The organism is Streptomyces sp. NBC_01317 (assembly GCF_035961655.1).
Lineage (GTDB): Bacteria > Actinomycetota > Actinomycetes > Streptomycetales > Streptomycetaceae > Streptomyces.
On sequence record NZ_CP108393.1, the window covers coordinates 5,255,001 to 5,273,627 of the forward strand.

At 69.7% G+C, this 18,627-nt stretch carries 14 protein-coding genes and 2 rRNA genes (1 of these 16 cut by a window edge); 9 read left to right on the top strand and 7 right to left on the bottom strand.

Translation table 11 applies throughout. The features are described 5' to 3' along the window. Positions 1-2,192 (top strand): 23S ribosomal RNA (locus OG349_RS22780) (it extends 932 nt beyond the left edge of the window). Positions 2,193-2,272: 80 nt separating this feature from the next. Then, positions 2,273-2,389, top strand: a 5S ribosomal RNA gene (gene rrf, locus OG349_RS22785). Positions 2,390-2,529: 140 nt separating this feature from the next. On the opposite strand, the gene OG349_RS22790 is transcribed toward rrf, so the two are convergent. Genes OG349_RS22790 through OG349_RS22810 form a run of 5 tightly spaced genes read right to left on the bottom strand, consistent with a single transcriptional unit; the run spans position 2,530 to position 8,005 of the window. Continuing rightward, on the bottom strand, positions 2,530-3,840 hold the full coding sequence (locus tag OG349_RS22790; protein WP_327236370.1) for a DUF58 domain-containing protein: 1,311 nt from the start codon (positions 3,838-3,840) through the stop codon (positions 2,530-2,532). An 11-nt stretch (positions 3,841-3,851) separates the two neighbouring features. Next, positions 3,852-4,856, bottom strand: a complete 1,005-nt coding sequence (locus OG349_RS22795; RefSeq protein WP_327236371.1) for an AAA family ATPase — start codon at positions 4,854-4,856, stop codon at positions 3,852-3,854. Beyond that, a complete protein-coding gene (locus OG349_RS22800) occupies positions 4,853-6,058 on the bottom strand; it encodes a DUF4350 domain-containing protein (RefSeq protein WP_327236372.1) in 1,206 nt (401 codons plus the stop codon). Before OG349_RS22800 ends, OG349_RS22795 begins: the two co-directional genes overlap by 4 nt. Continuing rightward, positions 6,055-6,744 carry a DUF4129 domain-containing protein gene (locus OG349_RS22805; protein ID WP_327236373.1) on the bottom strand — a complete coding sequence of 230 codons (690 nt, stop codon included), beginning with the start codon at positions 6,742-6,744 and terminating at the stop codon, positions 6,055-6,057. Before OG349_RS22805 ends, OG349_RS22800 begins: the two co-directional genes overlap by 4 nt. Before the next feature lie 4 nt (positions 6,745-6,748). Beyond that, positions 6,749-8,005: a DUF7544 domain-containing protein gene (locus OG349_RS22810; RefSeq protein WP_327236374.1), complete on the bottom strand. Its 1,257-nt coding sequence runs from the start codon at positions 8,003-8,005 to the stop codon at positions 6,749-6,751. A gap of 194 nt (positions 8,006-8,199) precedes the next feature. Here OG349_RS22810 and mtnA point away from each other — a divergent pair, with 194 nt between their 5' ends. The 7 genes from mtnA to OG349_RS22845 all read left to right on the top strand — a co-directional run bounded on the left by mtnA (position 8,200) and on the right by OG349_RS22845 (position 16,703). After that, on the top strand, positions 8,200-9,348 hold the full coding sequence (gene mtnA / locus OG349_RS22815; protein ID WP_327236375.1) for an S-methyl-5-thioribose-1-phosphate isomerase: 1,149 nt from the start codon (positions 8,200-8,202) through the stop codon (positions 9,346-9,348). A 16-nt stretch (positions 9,349-9,364) separates the two neighbouring features. Further along, positions 9,365-10,042 carry a two-component system response regulator MtrA gene (gene mtrA / locus OG349_RS22820; protein ID WP_003968748.1) on the top strand — a complete coding sequence of 226 codons (678 nt, stop codon included), beginning with the start codon at positions 9,365-9,367 and terminating at the stop codon, positions 10,040-10,042. 1 nt (position 10,043) lies between these two features. Continuing rightward, positions 10,044-12,095: an MtrAB system histidine kinase MtrB gene (gene mtrB, locus OG349_RS22825; RefSeq protein WP_327236376.1), complete on the top strand. Its 2,052-nt coding sequence runs from the start codon at positions 10,044-10,046 to the stop codon at positions 12,093-12,095. Then, positions 12,085-13,938: an LpqB family beta-propeller domain-containing protein gene (locus tag OG349_RS22830; RefSeq protein WP_327236377.1), complete on the top strand. Its 1,854-nt coding sequence runs from the start codon at positions 12,085-12,087 to the stop codon at positions 13,936-13,938. Before mtrB ends, OG349_RS22830 begins: the two co-directional genes overlap by 11 nt. A gap of 69 nt (positions 13,939-14,007) precedes the next feature. Beyond that, positions 14,008-14,730 carry a ComF family protein gene (locus tag OG349_RS22835; protein WP_327236378.1) on the top strand — a complete coding sequence of 241 codons (723 nt, stop codon included), beginning with the start codon at positions 14,008-14,010 and terminating at the stop codon, positions 14,728-14,730. Between the two features lie 315 nt (positions 14,731-15,045). After that, the gene (hpf, locus tag OG349_RS22840; RefSeq protein WP_327236379.1) at positions 15,046-15,732 is read left to right on the top strand and encodes a ribosome hibernation-promoting factor, HPF/YfiA family; all 687 of its coding nucleotides are present in this window, start codon (positions 15,046-15,048) and stop codon (positions 15,730-15,732) included. A 209-nt stretch (positions 15,733-15,941) separates the two neighbouring features. After that, entirely contained in the window at positions 15,942-16,703 is a 762-nt protein-coding gene (locus tag OG349_RS22845) for a response regulator (protein ID WP_161307283.1), read from the top strand. Positions 16,704-16,726: 23 nt separating this feature from the next. On the opposite strand, the gene OG349_RS22850 is transcribed toward OG349_RS22845, so the two are convergent. After that, on the bottom strand, positions 16,727-17,914 hold the full coding sequence (locus OG349_RS22850; protein WP_327236380.1) for a winged helix-turn-helix domain-containing protein: 1,188 nt from the start codon (positions 17,912-17,914) through the stop codon (positions 16,727-16,729). 65 nt (positions 17,915-17,979) lie between these two features. Continuing rightward, positions 17,980-18,561 (bottom strand): GNAT family N-acetyltransferase, encoded by a 582-nt coding sequence (locus tag OG349_RS22855; RefSeq protein ID WP_327236381.1) that lies wholly within the window; start codon positions 18,559-18,561, stop codon positions 17,980-17,982. Between the last annotated feature and the right edge of the window lie 66 nt (positions 18,562-18,627).

Genomic DNA, 18,627 nt, shown 5'->3' on the forward strand with positions numbered 1-18,627 from the left:
TAGGTGCAGCGTCGTGTGTTTCTTGCCGGAGGTAGAGCACTGGATAGGCGATGGGCCCTACCGGGTTACTGACCTTAGCCAAACTCCGAATGCCGGTAAGTGAGAGCGCGGCAGTGAGACTGTGGGGGATAAGCTCCATGGTCGAGAGGGAAACAGCCCAGAGCATCGACTAAGGCCCCTAAGCGTACGCTAAGTGGGAAAGGATGTGGAGTCGCAGAGACAACCAGGAGGTTGGCTTAGAAGCAGCCACCCTTTAAAGAGTGCGTAATAGCTCACTGGTCAAGTGATTCCGCGCCGACAATGTAGCGGGGCTCAAGCGTACCGCCGAAGTCGTGTCATTCCAGCATATAGGGCCAACGCCTGCTGGGATGGGTAGGGGAGCGTCGTGTGCCGGGTGAAGCCGCAGCGGAAGCTAGTGGTGGACGGTTCACGAGTGAGAATGCAGGCATGAGTAGCGATACACACGTGAGAAACGTGTGCGCCGATTGACTAAGGGTTCCTGGGTCAAGCTGATCTGCCCAGGGTAAGTCGGGACCTAAGGCGAGGCCGACAGGCGTAGTCGATGGACAACCGGTTGATATTCCGGTACCCGCTTTGAAACGCCCAGTATCGAATCCATTAATGCTAAGGCCGTGAAGCCGTCCTGGAGCCTTCGGGCAAAGGGGAGTGGTGGAGCCGTCGGACCAAGGTGGTAGTAGGTAAGCGATGGGGTGACGCAGGAAGGTAGTCCAGCCCGGGCGGTGGTTGTCCCGGGGTAAGGGTGTAGGACGCACAATAGGCAAATCCGTTGTGCATATAGTCTGAGACCTGATGCCGAGCCGATTGTGGTGAAGTGGATGATCCTATGCTGTCGAGAAAAGCCTCTAGCGAGTTTCATGGCGGCCCGTACCCTAAACCGACTCAGGTGGTCTGGTAGAGAATACCGAGGCGTTCGGGTGAACTATGGTTAAGGAACTCGGCAAAATGCCCCCGTAACTTCGGGAGAAGGGGGGCCATCTTGGGTGACGGAATTTTCTTCCTGAGCTTGGGGTGGCCGCAGAGACCAGCGAGAAGCGACTGTTTACTAAAAACACAGGTCCGTGCGAAGCCGTAAGGCGATGTATACGGACTGACGCCTGCCCGGTGCTGGAACGTTAAGGGGACCGGTTAGTCACATTTCGGTGTGACGAGGCTGAGAACTTAAGCGCCAGTAAACGGCGGTGGTAACTATAACCATCCTAAGGTAGCGAAATTCCTTGTCGGGTAAGTTCCGACCTGCACGAATGGCGTAACGACTTCTCGACTGTCTCAACCATAGGCCCGGTGAAATTGCACTACGAGTAAAGATGCTCGTTTCGCGCAGCAGGACGGAAAGACCCCGGGACCTTTACTATAGTTTGATATTGGTGTTCGGTTCGGCTTGTGTAGGATAGGTGGGAGACTGTGAAGCTTGGACGCCAGTTCAGGTGGAGTCGTCGTTGAAATACCACTCTGGTCGTGCTGGATGTCTAACCTGGGTCCGTGATCCGGATCAGGGACAGTGTCTGATGGGTAGTTTAACTGGGGCGGTTGCCTCCTAAAGAGTAACGGAGGCGCCCAAAGGTTCCCTCAGCCTGGTTGGTAATCAGGTGTTGAGTGTAAGTGCACAAGGGAGCTTGACTGTGAGACCGACGGGTCGAGCAGGGACGAAAGTCGGGACTAGTGATCCGGCGGTGGCTTGTGGAAGCGCCGTCGCTCAACGGATAAAAGGTACCCCGGGGATAACAGGCTGATCTTCCCCAAGAGTCCATATCGACGGGATGGTTTGGCACCTCGATGTCGGCTCGTCGCATCCTGGGGCTGGAGTCGGTCCCAAGGGTTGGGCTGTTCGCCCATTAAAGCGGTACGCGAGCTGGGTTTAGAACGTCGTGAGACAGTTCGGTCCCTATCCGCTGTGCGCGTAGGAGTTTTGAGAAGGGCTGTCCCTAGTACGAGAGGACCGGGACGGACGAACCTCTGGTGTGCCAGTTGTTCTGCCAAGGGCATGGCTGGTTGGCTACGTTCGGGAGGGATAACCGCTGAAAGCATCTAAGCGGGAAGCCTGCTTCGAGATGAGAACTCCCACCCCCTTGAGGGGTTAAGGCTCCCAGTAGACGACTGGGTTGATAGGCCAGATGTGGAAGACCGGTAACGGTCGAAGCTGACTGGTACTAATAGGCCGAGGGCTTGTCCTCAGTTGCTCGCGTCCACTGTGTTAGTTCTGAAGTAACGAAGAGCCGTGTTGTCATCCAGCTTTTCGATGTCTTCATAGTGTTTCGGTGGTCATTGCGTGAGGGAAACGCCCGGTTACATTCCGAACCCGGAAGCTAAGCCTCGTAGCGCCGATGGTACTGCAGGGGGGACCCTGTGGGAGAGTAGGACGCCGCCGAACAATCTTTGATCGCAAGAGTGCCCTGTACCTTCTGGTACAGGGCACTCTTGCGTTCAGGACCAATCCGCGTCAGCGGCTCGAAGGAAAGAGAAAGGCCCCGGCATCGTCGGGGCCTTTCTTGCGTTCGAGGGGATAGCGCCTCAGAGGCGGCCAGCGGCCTTGAGTGCCAGGTAGGCGTCCGCCAGCGCGGGAGCGAGTTTGTCGGGTGTCGCATCCACGACCGTGACCCCGTGGCGCTGGAGCTGTTCCGCCGTGCGGCGGCGCTGGGCCTGCGACTGGGCGCCGGCGGCAGCTTCGTACACCGCGTCCACTGTGCCCCTTCCGGCGCTCATCTTCTCGATGTACGGGTCGGAGACCGAGGCCACGAGCACGGTGTGCCGTTGGCTGAGCTGCGGGAGGACGGGGAGCAGGCCCTCTTCGATCGGGGTCGCGTCGAGACTTGTCAGCAGCACGATCAGGGAGCGGCGTGGGGCGCTCTTCGATATCGCCGAACTGAGGCCGCGGGCGTCCGTCTCCACCAGCTCCGGTTCGAGCGGGGCGAGGGCGTTCACGAGGGAGGGCAGAAGATCGCCCGCAGCCCTGCCCTGGACCTGGGCGCGGATGCGGCGGTCGTACGCCAGGAGGTCCACCCGGTCCCCGGCGCGGGCGGCCAGTGCGCCCAGGAGCAGGGTGGCGTCCATGGCGGCGTCCAGGCGCGGGACGTCGCCCACCCGGCCGGCCGAGGTGCGGCCGGTGTCGAGGACGATGAGGATGTGCCGGTCCCGCTCGGGGCGCCAGGTGCGTACCGCGACCGCTGACTGGCGTGCGGTCGCCCGCCAGTCGATGGAGCGGGTGTCGTCCCCCGGCACGTAGTCGCGGAGGCTGTCGAACTCGGTGCCCTGGCCTCGGATCAGGACGCTGGTCCTGCCGTCGAGTTCGCGCAGCCGCGCCAGCCGGGAGGGCAGGTGCTTGCGGCTGGTGAAGGGCGGCAGGACGCGGAGCGCCCAGGGGACCTCGTGGTTGCTCTGGCGGGCCGCCAGGCCCATCGGACCGAGCGAGCGTACGGTGACGCGCTCGGCGTGCCGGTCGCCGCGGCGGGTGGGGCGGAGGAAGGTGGTGAGGCGGCGGCGTTCGCCGGCGGGGACCGTCAACTCGTGCCGGGACGCGGCCTGTTCGTCGCCGGTCGGCCAGCTGCTGGGCGGCCAGGCGTCACGGAGGTGGGCGCGCAGGCGCCGGGTTGAGCGGTTGGTGACGGTCAGCTGGACTTCCGCGCTCTCGCCGAGTCGAACTGAAGTGTCACCACTTCGGGTGAATTGGAGCGATCTCACTGGCGCCGCGAGGGCGTAGTCGCACAGAATTGCGAGTGAGAGAGGCGCGTTGACGGCGAGGATCCCCGCCCAGCTGGGGGCGAGGATCCCGACGGGCAGCGTGCCCAGGGCGGCGAGGAGCGCTGTTCGTCCGGTGAGGGCCACGGGTCATCGCCTCATCGGGGGACGGGGACATGGGCGAGGATCGCGGTGATGACGGAATCGGCGGTGACGCCTTCCATTTCCGCCTCGGGCCGCAGGTGTACGCGATGACGGAGCGTGGGCAGGGCGAGAGCCTTCACGTCGTCCGGTATGACGTAGTCACGGCCGGTGAGCCAGGCCCAGGCCCGGGCGGTGGACAGCAGAGCGGTGGCGCCTCGCGGGGAGGCGCCGAGGGTGAGCGAGGGGGAATCACGCGTGGCACGGCAGATATCGACGACATAGCCCGCGATCTCGGGTGAGACGGACGTCCTGGCGACGGCGGCGCGCGCCGCTTCCAGGTCGGCCGGCCCGGCGACGGGCCGCACCCCGGCGGCCCGGAGATCGCGCGGGTCGAAGCCTTCGGCATGGCGGGTCAGGACGCTGATCTCGTCGTCGCGGGAGGGTAGCGGCACGGTCAGTTTCAGGAGGAAGCGGTCGAGCTGGGCTTCGGGAAGGGGGTACGTGCCCTCGTACTCGTCCGGGTTCTGTGTCGCGGCGACGAGGAACGGGTCGGGCAGCATGCGCGCCGTGCCGTCGACGGTGACCTGACGCTCCTCCATCGCCTCCAGAAGCGACGACTGGGTCTTGGGCGGGGTGCGGTTGATCTCGTCCGCGATCAGCAGATGGGTGAAGACGGGTCCCGGCTGGAAGGAGAACTCGGCGGTCCGGGCGTCGTAGACAAGGGAGCCGGTGACATCGCTCGGCATCAGGTCAGGGGTGAACTGGACGCGCTTGGTGTCGAGTTCCAGTGAGGCGGCGAGTGCCCGGACGAGAAGGGTTTTCGCGACACCGGGGACTCCTTCGAGGAGCACGTGGCCGCGGCACAGGAGTGCGACGACCAGTCCGGTGATGGCGGGGTCCTGGCCGACCACCGCCTTCGCGATCTCGGTGCGCAGGGCCTCCAGGGAGGCGCGGGCCTTCGCCGCGTTCGCGGCGGGCTCCGTGGTCTCTTCTGCGGTCTCTGTGGTCGGGGCACTCATGAGGTACGTACCTCTCTTTCGAGGGCGTCGAGTTGGTCCGCCAGGCGGATGAGGGCGCTGTCGTCGGCCGGGGCCGGCCCGAAGAGCAGCGTGTGCGGGTCCAGTGCGGTGTCCGGGAGCCGGACGGAGACCGCGGGAAGCAGGATCTCGGGAAGGTGGGCTCTGCCGGGGGCCACGCCGAGGAGGGGCGCGAGGCGGTCGCGGGACGCGGCGCGCAGGACCGAGGCCGCGTGGTCCCGGGCGTTCGCCTTGCGGTAGAGGCGGGCGCGGCCCTCGGTGGACTCCGAGGCGCGGATGGCGACGGGGAGTCGTTCGGCGACGAGCGGGCCGAGCCTGCGGCCGCGCCATACGGCGGCGAGCAGTGCGGCGAGGAAGAGCTGGAAGGCACCCCAGAGCCAGCCGGAGGGGATCAGGTCGAGGAAGCCGCTCTCACCGCCGGCCGCGCGGTCGGTGCCGGGGTCCTCGGAAGAAGTGGGATCACTGAGCGAAGGGAGGTACCAGACGAGATGAGGCCGGGAGCCGAGGAGTTGAAGGGCCAGCGACGCGTTGCCCTGCTGGTCCAGGCGCTCGTTGTAGAGGAGGTCGGGAGAGCCGAGCAGGACGGTGTCGCCGTCGTTCCGGTCGGCCAGGACGAGCAGGGTCGGCGCCCCGTCGACCGGGTAACAGGCCTCGGCGCCGGGCGAGTCGGTGCTGTAGCGCTCGCCGCCGATGTCGACCGTGCCGGCCCGCAGGGCGGCCGGCAGGGAGCAGTCGGGTGCGCGGGCGGTGACCTCGGCGGGGGTGTGCGTGCGGACGCCGGGGGCGAGTGCGTCGACGGAGTAGGGGCCGGCGCCGAGCAGGACCGTGCGGCCGCCGGAGGACGTCGTCGCGGCGTTCAGGATCTCCTGCTGATAGGGGGTCAGCAGTTCGGGGGCGGTGACCAGGAGTGTGGTGTCGGGGCGGGCGGCGGCGGTGGCTTCGTCGAGTGTGGTGACGACGTCGGTGGAGACTCCGCCGTTCTTGAGGAGTTCGGCCACGGCCCGGCTGCCGAGGGCGTCGGCGGAGCGTGGGTCGAGGCGGCCGTGCTGGTCGCCGGAGCGGAGGGCCGCCATGGCCGTTCCCGCCGTCAGGACGATGACCAGGGCGAGCAGGAGCCCTCGCCCGCGTGTCCAGATCTGGCGGGGGGTGAGGGACAGGGAGGTGGGGCTGGTGGTGAGGGTCATGTGGCCGTTCCCCCGGCGGCGTTGCTCAGCTGCGGCTTGGCCTGTTCCAGGTCGAGGTCGAGTCCCTGGATGCGCAGGTATGCCTGCTGGTCCGTGGTGCGGCCGCCGTATGTGACGTCGTCGAACTCCCGGGCGGCGGCGCGCAGTCGGTCCGCGTGGGCGGGGAGGGGGCGCCCTGCCTCGGTGGCGGCCTCGTCGGCGGTGCGGCCCGGGCGGGGGTCGAGCAGGGTCCGTTCCTCCAGGGAGCGGACGATGGCGCGCATCCGCTCCTGGACGGCTTGGTTCCAGCGTCCCGCGGCGGCGTGTGTGTCGGCGGCGGTGCGGTGTTCCGCGGCGCTGCGGGGCCGGTCGTCGAAGAGCGAGCCGGGCCTGGCGGGGGTGCGGTGGGGGGTGCCCAGCCGCCACCAGAGCGCGGCCACCAGGGCCGTGACGGCCAGCAGGATGACGACGAGGCCGAGCACGCCGCCGGGGGCCGCGCCGGAGACGGAGGAGAGGAGGTCGCCGACCCAGTCCCAGAAGCGGTTCATCGCGCGCTGGAGCAGGTTCGGGTCGTTCTCGTGGTACATCGGTTTGGACAGTTCCCGCTCCGCGGCCTCGCGGGCGGGCAGGCGGGACGGGTCCACCGGGCCGTCCGCCGCCGTGCCGAGTGCCGCGCGTGCTGGTGCCGGGCCCCCCGTGATGGACACCCCGTCAGCTCCCGGGGGTCTCGGTACCCGGTGCGGCGGTGCCGTTGCCCGTCAGGCCGACGGCGCGCGCCAGTTCGAGGTCGAGGGCTTCGCGGCGGATGCGCTGGTCGACGTAGAGGAGCACGGTCACCCCCGCGGAGATCGGGTAGGTGATCGAGGAGGAGATGACCGCGCCGACGCCGGTGATGACCAGGTAGGTCCAGCCGTACTCGGGGGTGGAGCCGGAGACCAGGCCGTCGATGCCGGAGCCGTCCGCGGCCAAGGCGATGATCGCGAACGGAATGGAGACGATCATCGCGACGAGGAAGGTCAGCAGCAGGGTCAGCGACTGGATGCCGAAGATCCGCCACCAGGAGCCCTTGACGAGCTTGGCGGAGCGGCGCAACGAGGCCGCGATGCCTTGGCGTTCGAGCATCAGGGCCGGGGAAGCCAGGGCGTAGCGGACCATCAGCCACGAGATGACGACCAGCGCGACCAGTCCGCCCAGGATGGCGAGGAGGATGCCGGCGGTGGAGCCCACCAGGATGCCGGGGGTCACGCCGACGCCCATGATCACGACGGCTGCCAGGGGCAACAGCACGGTCAGTCCGAGCAGTTGCAGGAGCCGGGGGCGGGCCTCCTGCCACGCTTCGGAGAGGGTGACGGGGCGTCCGAGGATGGAGCGGCTGACGACCATCGTCAGGATGGCGGTGGTGAAGAGGGTGCCCAGCAGGGTGATGACCGTCGTGGGGGCCAGCGAGAACAGGCTGTCCCGGACGGAGTCGCCGGCCTGGCGGAGTGCCTCGGAGGGGGTCGCCTCCGGGTCGACCTGCTGAGGGTCGGGGACCAGGTAGCGGACGACGAGTATGTCGCAGATCTGGGTGACGACGGCGACGGCGAGGGTGAAGCCCAGCACCGTGCGCCAGTGGGCGCGCAGGGTGGACACCGCGCCGTCGAGGATCTCGCCGACACCGAGCGGGCGCAGCGGGATCACGCCGGGCTTGGCCGCGGGCGGGCGGCCCCACGCGGGGCCCGGGCCGCCGCCCTGGCCGGGCGCGCCCCAGCCGGGACCCCAGCCGGGGGTCGGGCGGGGCGCGGCGGGTCCGGGCTGGCCGGGGGGCTGCGCGCTGGGCGGGGACCACTGGCCGGCGGGCGGCTGGGTCTTGGACCACTTGGAGGAAGTACCGGTGTCGTCGGCGGGCTCGGCCGGCCGCGGAACGGAAGCGTCCTGGCCGTCGGACGGGGCGGATCCGGGCGAGGCCCAGCCCGGAGTGTCGTTCACGGTCGTCCACCTCGTGGCTTGGTTGTGGGGCCGGCTCGGCGAGTCGGCGGTTCGAAGGTGCCTGTCCGCGGTACGGGACGGCGGGCTGCCAGCCATCGTGCCACGCGTTGCCCGTTGGTGGACCTGGGGTTGTATCTCCTTCTCACCTCGATTCCTGCCTTCATTGTGGGTGGTGTAGCGGGCAGACTGGGCGGATGGCTGATCAGTACGTACCAACCCCGGCCGGCCCGGAGCCGTCCATGCTTCCGTCGATCCGCTGGGACGAGCCGCCGGAGGGCCCGGTACTGGTCCTCCTCGACCAGACGAGACTTCCGGTGGAGGAGGCCGAGCTGGTCTGCACGGACGTGCCCGCGTTGGTGCGTGCGATCCGGACGCTGGCGGTGCGCGGGGCGCCGCTCCTGGGGATCGCGGGTGCCTACGGCGTGGCGCTGGCCGCCGTGCGGGGTTTCGACGTGGAGGACGCGGCGGAGATCCTGGCGCAGGCGCGGCCCACCGCGGTGAACCTCGGGTACGGGGTGCGGCGGGCCCGGGACGCGTACCGGGCGGCGGCCGACGGGGGCGCCGGTCTGGAGCAGGCGGCCGCGGCGGCGCTCGCCGAGGCCAGGCTGCTGCACCGGGAGGATGCCGAGGCCAGCGCGCGGATGGCGCGGTTTGGGCTTACGCTCCTCGATGAGTTGCTGCCAGGTGGCAATCACCGGATCCTGACCCACTGCAACACCGGGGCGCTCGTCTCGGGCGGGGAGGGCACCGCGTTCGCCGTGGCGCTGTCGGCTCACCGGGCCGGCCGGTTGCGGCGGCTGTGGGTGGACGAGACTCGTCCGCTGTTGCAGGGTTCCCGGCTGACGGCGTACGAGGCGGCGCGCAGCGGGATGGCGTACACCTTGCTGACGGACAACGCCGCTGGTTCGCTCTTCGCCGCGGGTGAGGTCGACGCCGTCCTCATCGGTGCGGACCGGATCGCGGCCGACGGTTCGGTGGCGAACAAGATCGGGAGCTATCCGCTCGCGGTGCTGGCGGCATATCACCATGTGCCGTTTGTCGTGGTCGCCCCGACCACGACGATCGACCTCGGCACCCCGGACGGGGCGTCGATCGAGGTGGAGCAGCGACCGGGGCAGGAAGTGACGGAGCTCACGGCGCCGCAGACTGCGGTGGCGGGAGTGGAGGCGGGAAGTGGGATGCCGGTGGCGCCGCTGGGAACGCAGGCGTACAACCCGGCGTTCGACATCACGCCCCCTGAACTGGTGACGGCGATCGTCACCGAATACGGCGCGCTGTCCCCGGTGACCGGGGACGGAATCGCGGAGCTGTGTGCCAGGTCACGCCGGGTAACGATTAGATAAATGGGATGATGTCGATATGAAGGGACGCGTCCTTGTCGTCGATGACGACACCGCACTGGCCGAGATGCTCGGGATTGTGCTGCGTGGTGAAGGGTTCGAACCGTCGTTCGTAGCGGACGGTGACAAGGCGCTGGCCGCCTTCCGTGAGGCCAAGCCGGATCTGGTGCTGCTGGATCTCATGCTGCCCGGCCGGGACGGTATCGAGGTGTGCCGGCTGATCAGGGCCGAGTCCGGGGTGCCGATCGTGATGCTCACCGCCAAGAGCGACACGGTCGACGTGGTGGTCGGGCTGGAGTCGGGGGCCGACGACTACATCGTCAAGCCGTTCAAGCCCAAGGAGCTGGTGGCCCGTATCAGGGCGCGGCTGCGGCGCTCCGAGGAGCCCGCGCCGGAGCAGCTGACCATCGGCGATCTGGTGATCGACGTGGCGGGTCACTCGGTGAAGCGGGAGGGGCAGTCGATCGCCCTGACGCCGCTCGAGTTCGATCTGCTGGTCGCGCTGGCTCGTAAGCCGTGGCAGGTGTTCACGCGTGAGGTGCTCCTGGAGCAGGTGTGGGGATACCGGCACGCGGCCGACACCCGGCTGGTGAACGTGCATGTCCAGCGGTTGCGCTCCAAGGTCGAGAAGGACCCGGAGCGCCCGGAGATCGTGGTGACCGTCCGAGGCGTCGGTTACAAGGCAGGACCGAGCTGACATGACCGGCGGCAGCGCTGCTCCGAAGCCCGGGGAGCCGGGAGTCCGTGCGGGGCGGGCTGCCGGGCCCGGGCGTGCGTTCGCGCGCTTCGGGCGGCTGTTCCGGGACGGCAGGCTGCTCCAGGACGGCTCGCCGGGCGGGCCTGTGCTGCGGTTGCTGGTGCGGTGGGTGCGGCGTCCGCTGCTGCCCGCCGTACGGCTCTGGCGGCGCAACATCCAGCTGCGGGTGGTCGCGGCCACCCTGCTGATGTCGCTCGGCGTGGTGCTGCTGCTCGGGTTCGTGGTCATCGGGCAGATGCGCAACGGTCTGCTCGAAGCCAAGGAGAAGGCGGCGCAGAGCCAGGCCGCCGGTGGTTTCACGGTGGCCAAGGAGATCGCCGACGCTCCGTCGGCGCCCGGCAAGCAGGGTACCGACGGTTCCGGCGGTGTCCAGGGGAAGAACTCGGTGAACTGGCGGACCGAACTGGTCGAGCAGCTGGCCAGTGGCGGTCCCGGTGCGTTCAACGTGGTGGCGCTGAGCGCCGACTCGCAGGACGACGCGGTGTCCACCAGCCGTGCGCCCCGCGCGTCGAACGGGGTGGACTTCACCAGCATCCCCGCGGATCTGCGCGACGAGGTGGCCAGGGGCACGGAGCCCTTCCAGGTCTACGCGCAGATCCGGTACACGGACGCCACGGAGGCGCGGGCGCCGGAGCCGGGGCTGGTGATCGGCAAGCGGCTGAACGACCCCGACGGCAAGGCGTACGAGCTGTACTACCTCTTCCCGCTGACGCAGGAGGAGCAGTCGCTGAACCTGGTCAAGGGCACGCTCGCCACCGCGGGACTTTTTGTGATCGTGCTGCTCGGGGCCATCGCCTGGCTGGTGGTGCGCCAGGTGGTCACGCCGGTGCGGATGGCCGCGGGGATCGCCGAGCGGCTCTCCACGGGCCGGCTCCAGGAGCGGATGAAGGTCACCGGCGAGGACGACATCGCCCGGCTCGGTGAGGCCTTCAACAAGATGGCGCAGAACCTCCAGCTCAAGATCCAGCAGTTGGAGGAGCTCTCCCGCATGCAGCGGCGTTTTGTCTCCGACGTGTCGCACGAGCTGCGTACGCCGCTGACGACCGTACGGATGGCCGCCGATGTCATCCACGACGCGCGCGCCGACTTCGATCCGGTGACGGCCCGCTCGGCGGAGCTGCTCGGGGACCAGCTGGACCGCTTCGAGTCGCTGCTCTCGGACCTGCTGGAGATCAGCCGCTTCGACGCGGGGGCCGCCGCGCTGGAGGCGGAGCCGATAGACCTGCGGGAGGTCGTGCGCCGGGTCATCGGCGGGGCGGCGCCGCTGGCCGAGCACAAGGGCAGCCGGATCCGGGTGCTCGGGGACGGGCAGCCCGTGGTGGCCGAGGCCGATGCCCGGCGCGTCGAGCGGGTGCTGCGGAATCTGCTGGTCAACGCGGTCGAGCACGGCGAGGGCAAGGACGTGATCGTGCGGATGGCGGTGGCCGGCGGTGCCGTCGCGGTCGCGGTGCGCGACTACGGGGTGGGGCTCAAGCCCGGCGAGGCGACGCGGGTGTTCAACCGTTTCTGGCGGGCCGACCCGGCCCGTGCCCGGACCACCGGCGGCACTGGGCTCGGGCTGTCGATCGCCGTCGAGGACGCGCGGCTTCACGGCGGCTGGTTGCAGGCCTGGGGCGAGCCGGGCGGCGGGTCGCAGTTCCGGCTCACGCTGCCCCGTACGGCGGACGAGTCGCTGCGCGGCTCGCCGATACCGCTGGAACCCGAGGATTCGCGGCGCAACCGCGAGCGGGCCGCCGCCGAGCAGCGCACCGAACAGGCGCAGCGGCTGATGAGCGTGCCGTCGCAGCCGCGCGGGGACCGCTCCGCGCTGCCCGTACCGCCCCATCTGGCGGCGCCGCCTCCCACCGGGGCGGCGGTCGATCCGACGGCCCTGCCGGGCAGCGGCGCCCGGGTGGTGGCGCGGCCGGCGGGCGAGCGCCCCGCCGACGGAGCCGGCGACGGCGATGATCCACTGCACAAGGCTTCGGAGCGGGAGGACACACGTGGGCGCTGACCGCGGCCGTCAGGGCCGGGGAGCGGCGGTGAGGGTGCCCGTGGTGCTGGGGACCGCCGCTCTGCTGCTGGCGGGTTGTGCGTCGATCCCGGACAGCGGCGACGTGGAGCCGGTGAAGGCGTCCCCGCGCGGGGGCGAGTCGCAGGTGCGCGTGTACGCGGTGCCGCCGCGCGCGAAGGCCGCTCCCGACGAGATCGTGGACGGCTTCCTGGAGGCCATGACCAGTGACGATCCCGACTTCGCGATGGCCAGGAAGTACCTGACGGACCAGCGGTCCAAGGCCTGGCAGCCGGAGGCCGGTACGACGGTGCTGCGGGACGCGCCCGCGGCGGCGGCGCCCAAGCAGCCGGACGGCGCGGAGCCGTCCGGGAAGACGTTCCAGCTGTACGGCGACCAGATCGCCGACGTGGACTCCACGCACTCGTACGAGCAGGTCGCGCCGATCCCGTACACGGGCACGATCCATCTGGTGCAGCAGAACGTCGGCTCCGAGGGCAAGGAGTGGCGGATCGACGACCTGCCGCAGGGGCTGGTGCTCGGGGAGTCGGACTTCCAGCGGAACTACCGCTCGGTGAACAAGTACTACTTCGCCTCGGGGGAGAGCTGGCTGGTGGCCGATCCGGTCTACATCCGGCAGCGAATAGACCCCACGACGCGGATGGACCCGGTCACGCAGGCGGTCAAGGCGCTGCTGGACGGGCCGACGAACTGGTTGAAGCCGGTGGTGGATTCGCCGTTCCCGACCGGTACGGCGTTGCGGAAGGGCACCCGGACGCTGGAGTTCGACGACCGGAACGGGCTGAAGGTGCCGCTGAACGACAAGGCGGCCAAGGCGGGTCACGACCAGTGCCGGAAGATGGCGGCGCAACTGCTCTTCACCCTGCGGGACCTGACGTCCACCCCGGTGGGGCGGGTCGAGCTGCTGGCGAACGGTTCCTCGCTCTGTGTCCTGGACGGGGACCAGGCGGAGGAGTTCGCCCCGGACCACAGCGCGGGCCGGGCCGACACGCCGTACTTCGTCGACCAGGAGGGGCGGCTGTCGCTGCTCGCGTCCGGCGGCGACGGTTCTTCCGAACAGAGCCGGGTCAGGGGGCCGTTCGGTGACGGCACGGTGAAGCTCGACTCGGTCGCGGTGGCCAGGGACGAGCGGCGCGCGGCGGCGGTCACCAACGGTTCCAAGTCGCTGTATGTGGCGCCCGTGATGGCGGCGGGCGAGCTGGGGCAGCCGCTGGTGACCAGTCAGGGCGTCGGTGCGAAGGACCGGTTGTCCGCGCCGAGCTGGGACGGGCACGGCGACCTGTGGGTCGCGGACCGCGACCCCGCCAAGCCGCGGCTGCTCCGGCTGGCGGACGGCGTGGGGACGCCGCAGGAGGTCACGGTCGACGGACTGGGCGGCGCGCGGGTGGAGGCGCTCCGGGTGTCGGCGGACGGGGTGCGGATCGCGCTGCTGCTGTCCAAGGACGGGCGGACCACCCTCCAGATCGGCCGGGTGGAGCGGCACGGCTCCGGCGCCGACACACAGGTGTCCGTGGTGGAACTGCAAGCTGCGGCCCCGCAGATGGACACGGTCACCGCCGTCTCCTGGGCGGGTCCCAGCCGGCTGGTGGTGGTCGGCAAGGAGGCCGGCGGGGTCCAGCAGGTGCGCTACCTCCAGACCGACGGGTCGACGTCGGCGGCGAGTGTGCTGCCGGGGCTGAACCAGGTGACGGCGATCGCGGCGGCGGACGACGAGCAGCAGCCGCTGGTCGCCGATTCCGAGGACGCCGGGATCGTACGGCTGCCCACCGGGGCGAACTGGCAGACGGTCGTGCCGGCCGGTTCTTCGCCCGTCTACCCGGGCTGAGCGGACTTTGCCCGATCTGGTTGTCCACAGGGGTGGCCGGGTGCCTTCGGCGTTGGCACAGTGAGTGCCATGCGGGGGTGGTGGCGGGAGATCACCGGCCTGGTGCTTCCGGTCGCCTGTGGCGGCTGCGGCAGCCCCAGGACTCCGCTGTGCGAGGACTGCCGGCGGGCGCTGTACGGGATGTGGCCGTGCCGGGTCAGGCCGGTGCCGGAACCGCCGGGGCTGCCGCCGGTGCACGCCGCCGCGCCGTACGAGGACGCGGTACGGGCGGTGCTCCTGGCGCACAAGGAGCGCGGCGCGCTCGGGCTGGCCGGTCCGCTGGGCAGGGCGCTGGCGGGCGCCGTACAGGCCGCTGTGCCGCCCGGTACGGGCGTGGGGCCGCTGCTGCTCGTCCCGGTGCCGTCGTCCCGGCGCGCGGTCGGTGCGCGGGGGCACGACGCCACGCGGCGTACGGCGCTGGCCGCCGCGGCCGAGCTGCGGCGCGCGGGCCGCTCCGCCCGGGTGCTGCCGGTGCTGCGGCAGCGGCGCGCGGTCGCCGACCAGGCGGGCCTGGGCGCCCCTCAGAGGCTGGCGAACCTGTCAGGGGCCCTGGAGGTCGCGGTCGGCGGTGCGCGGCTGCTGGAGGGCGGCAGAGTGGTGCTGGTGGACGATCTCATGACCACGGGCGCCTCGCTGGTCGAGGCGGCGCGGGCGGTGCGGGCCGGCACCCGGCCCGGCGTTCCGGGATTCGCGCAGGTGAGCGCGGCGGTGGTGGCCGCGCCGCCGCTGTCCTTCGAAATAAACCGGAACTGAAGCCGATCTTGCATCCTTCCTGGTGGAGGGGGAAGGGAATCACCTGAACGGAGCTACATGCCGGTAGCAGGTGCCGACACCCGTCCGGGCGAGCTATGTTCGGTTGTGAGGAATGGTGGAAGCCGTGACTCACTGAATGCACTGGTCTGCTACGGCGTTTTTCAGCACCTCGGAATTTCGGGGGAGTGGGGAGCATGCCGTCGGGGGAGGAGGAGGTGAAAGTCGCCAAGTCCGAGGCTCCGGTGACTACCGGGGTCTGGTGCAACAGGGAGTAACTCCGCAACGAGGCGGAGTGATCCGGGAACGGAGTTCTGCGTGGACATCGTCGTCAAGGGCCGCAAAACAGAGGTGCCCGAGCGGTTCCGGAAGCACGTGGCCGAGAAGCTGAAGTTGGAGAGAATCCAGCAGCTCGACGGCAAGGTCATCAGCCTGGACGTCGAGGTCTCGAAGGAGCACAACCCGCGTCAGGCCAGCACATGCGACCGGGTGGAGATCACGCTCCACTCCCGCGGGCCCGTCATCAGGGCGGAGGCGGCGGCCGCAGACCCGTACGCGGCCCTGGATCTCGCCACCACCAAGCTGGAGGCGCGGCTGCGCAAGCAGCACGAGAAGCGGCACAACCGCCGCGGTACCGGGCGGCTTTCGGCGGCCGAGGTCGTCGACGTCGTTCCCGGGGTGGCCCGGTTGAACGCGAACGGCGCGACGGTCGCCGACGAGGTACGCGCGGTGCCCACCACCAGGATCGGTTCGCTGGAGGTGCAGGGTGAAGGCCCCCTGGTGGTCAGGGAGAAGAACCACGTCGCCGCACCCATGTCGCTCGACCAGGCGCTCTACGAGATGGAGCTGGTCGGGCACGACTTCTATCTGTTCATCGACTCCGACACCAAGGAACCGAGCGTCGTCTACCGGCGCCACGCGTACGACTACGGTGTCATCCACCTCCAGACGGACCCCTTGGCCGAGTCGCGGGCCGGCGACGCCGGCGGGGCCCTGGGTGGCTGAGACCGAACGGTCGGGATCCGGCTGAGACATGCCCCCCGGTGGTGCCCTTGAGGACTCCGTGAGCCCTCAAGGGCACCACCGTGTGGCAGCGGCGTCACCGCTCCGGGGCCCGGGCATGAAATCATGGCGTCGCAAGCCAACCGGTGGTCTGCGAACTGCGGTTGGCCGGCACTCATGAACTCGGGCCATGGCCTTCAGGGGGAGGAACGATGGCGGACAGCTTCGGGCCGGTGCACCACACGGACGACGCCGGCCACAGGGTCGGGGGTCCGGGGTCGGACGCCGACACGGACCGGGGCGGGTCACGCAAGGAGCCGATCCGGGTCCTCGTGGTGGACGACCACGCGCTCTTCCGCCGGGGCCTGGAGATCGTCCTGGCCCAGGAGGAGGACATCCAGGTCATCGGCGAGGCGGGCGACGGCGCGGAGGCCGTCGACAAGGCGGCCGACCTGCTGCCGGACATCGTGCTGATGGACGTACGGATGCCCAAGCGCGGCGGAATCGAGGCGTGCACCTCCATCAAAGAGGTGGCACCCAGTGCCAAAATCATCATGCTGACGATCAGCGACGAGGAGGCCGACCTCTACGACGCGATCAAGGCGGGTGCGACCGGTTATCTCCTCAAGGAGATCTCCACCGACGAGGTGGCCACCGCCATTCGCGCGGTGGCCGACGGACAGTCGCAGATCAGCCCTTCCATGGCGTCCAAGCTGCTGACCGAGTTCAAATCGATGATTCAGCGCTCCGACGAGCGAAGACTCGTTCCGGCGCCGCGTCTCACCGAGCGGGAGCTGGAAGTCCTCAAACTGGTCGCCACGGGAATGAACAACCGTGATATCGCCAAGGAGTTGTTCATCTCCGAGAACACCGTGAAGAACCACGTCCGCAACATTCTGGAGAAGCTGCAACTGCACTCCAGGATGGAGGCCGTGGTCTACGCGATGCGGGAGAAGATCCTCGAGATCCGCTGACGGCCGGTGTGCGCGCCGGCACGTCAGAGCGCGGTGAGCGCCTCCGCCAGGGCGCCGCGCAGTTCGGGCGCGTCGACCCGCTCCACGCGTACGTCCGAGCAGCCGACCCACTCCGCCGCCTCGCGCAGCGCCAGGGCCATCGGGAGCACGGCCTTCGGGGTGTCCAGGGAGACGTGCTTGGCGACGAGCGTCTGCCCCTCGCGCGCCGGGTCGACGCGGCCCAGCAGCCGGCCGCCGGACAGCAGCGGCATCGCGAAGTAGCCGTACACCCGCTTGGGCTTGGGGACGTACGCCTCCAGGCGGTGGGTGAAGCCGAAGATCCGCTCGGTGCGCGCCCGCTCCCAGATCAGGGAGTCGAACGGGGACATCAGTGTCGTACGGTGCCGGCCCTTCGGCGGGCTCGCCAGCGCCTCCGGATCGGCCCAGGCGGGCTTCGTCCAGCCCTGGACCGTCACCGGGACCAGCCCGGAGTCCGCGATCACGGCGTCGACCTGCTCGCCCTTGAGCCGGTGGTAGTCCGCGAGGTCGGCGCGGGTGCCGACGCCCAGCGAACGGCCCGCGAGCCGGACCAGCCGGCGAAGGCACTCGGTGTCGTCCAGGTCGTCGTGGAGGAGAGCGTCGGGGACGGCGCGCTCCGCCAGGTCGTACACCCGCTTCCAGCTCCGGCGGCCCGTGCAGACCACCTCGCCGTGCATCAGCGCCCGCTCGACGGCGACCTTGGCCTCCGACCAGTCCCACCAGGGGCCGCCGTTCTTGGCGCCGCCCAGCTCCGTGGCGGTCAGGGGGCCCTCCGCGCGCAGCTGCTTGATCACCGTTTCGTACGCGCCGTCCGCCAGCTCGTGGTACCAGTTCGGGCGGTTCCGGTACGCGCGGCGGCGGAACGCGAAGTGCGGCCACTCCTCGATCGGCAGGATGCAGGCCGCGTGCGACCAGTACTCGAAGGCGTGCGGCGCCGCGTCCGTGCCCGGGGGCGTCCAGTACGCGTCCTCGACGGTCCTGCGGCCCACCGCGCCCAGGCGCGCGTACGGGATCAGCTCGTGCGAACGGGCCAGCACCGAGATCGTGTCCAGCTGGACGGCCCCGAGGTGGCGCAGCACGCCCCGGACCCCGCCCCGGCGGTCCGGGGCGCCGAGGAATCCCTGGGCGCGCAGCGCGATACGGCGGGCCTCGTCGGCGGACAGCTCGGCGGCGGGGGGCGGCACAGTCGTCATGTCCGCACGATAGACGGCGGCACTGACAGCGGACCGCTCGCGGGGGGACGCCCGCGCGGGGCGGCTCAGGGCCGGGCGGGCAGGTACGGACAGGTGCTCGGCAGGCCGACGTCGGACGGGAGCACCGCGCCGATCCAGCAGTCACGCAGCGTGCCCTTGTTGAGCAGCCCCGCGCGGAGCGTGCCCTCCATCACAAAACCCGACTTCTCGGCCACCGCGCGTGAGCCGGTGTTGCCCACCTCGGCGCGCCACTCCAGCCGTATCGCGCCCAGCGTCGTGAAGGCGAACCTGGTCAGCGCGGTCACAGCCTCCGTCATGTAGCCGTGGCCCCGGTGCTCCTTCGCCGTCCAGTAGCCGATCTCCCAGGTCCCGGCCCTGGGGTGGTGCAGCGAGACGGCGGCCACCAGCGGACCACCGAGCGCGCTTTCGCCCCGCCGCACGGCGAAGGTGTACTCGGTGTCGTCGCGCCAGCCGTCCGGGACCAGCCGTTCCACGAACTGTTCCGCGTGCCGGCGCGCGTACGGCGAGGGGATCGTCGTCCAGCGCCGGATCGAGGGGTCCTGGCAGGCCTCGAAGACGGCGTCCGTGTCGTCCGGGGTGAAGGTGCGCAGGGTCAGGCGCTCGGTCGTGAGGGTGAGGGGCTCCATGTACGGATTCTGGTGATCGCCGGCCCGTGGCGCGAGCACTTTTCGTGTCTCACCGGCACCTTCCAC

Coding starts and splice junctions, on each gene's coding strand:
- OG349_RS22795 (WP_327236371.1), bottom strand. CDS start 4,856: ATGAGTGCCCCGACCACAGAGACCGCAGAAGAGACCACGGAGCCCGCC.
- OG349_RS22800 (WP_327236372.1), bottom strand. CDS start 6,058: ATGACCCTCACCACCAGCCCCACCTCCCTGTCCCTCACCCCCCGCCAG.
- mtnA (WP_327236375.1), top strand. CDS start 8,200: ATGGCTGATCAGTACGTACCAACCCCGGCCGGCCCGGAGCCGTCCATG.
- mtrA (WP_003968748.1), top strand. CDS start 9,365: ATGAAGGGACGCGTCCTTGTCGTCGATGACGACACCGCACTGGCCGAG.
- mtrB (WP_327236376.1), top strand. CDS start 10,044: ATGACCGGCGGCAGCGCTGCTCCGAAGCCCGGGGAGCCGGGAGTCCGT.
- OG349_RS22835 (WP_327236378.1), top strand. CDS start 14,008: ATGCGGGGGTGGTGGCGGGAGATCACCGGCCTGGTGCTTCCGGTCGCC.
- OG349_RS22845 (WP_161307283.1), top strand. CDS start 15,942: ATGGCGGACAGCTTCGGGCCGGTGCACCACACGGACGACGCCGGCCAC.
- OG349_RS22850 (WP_327236380.1), bottom strand. CDS start 17,914: ATGACGACTGTGCCGCCCCCCGCCGCCGAGCTGTCCGCCGACGAGGCC.
- OG349_RS22855 (WP_327236381.1), bottom strand. CDS start 18,561: ATGGAGCCCCTCACCCTCACGACCGAGCGCCTGACCCTGCGCACCTTC.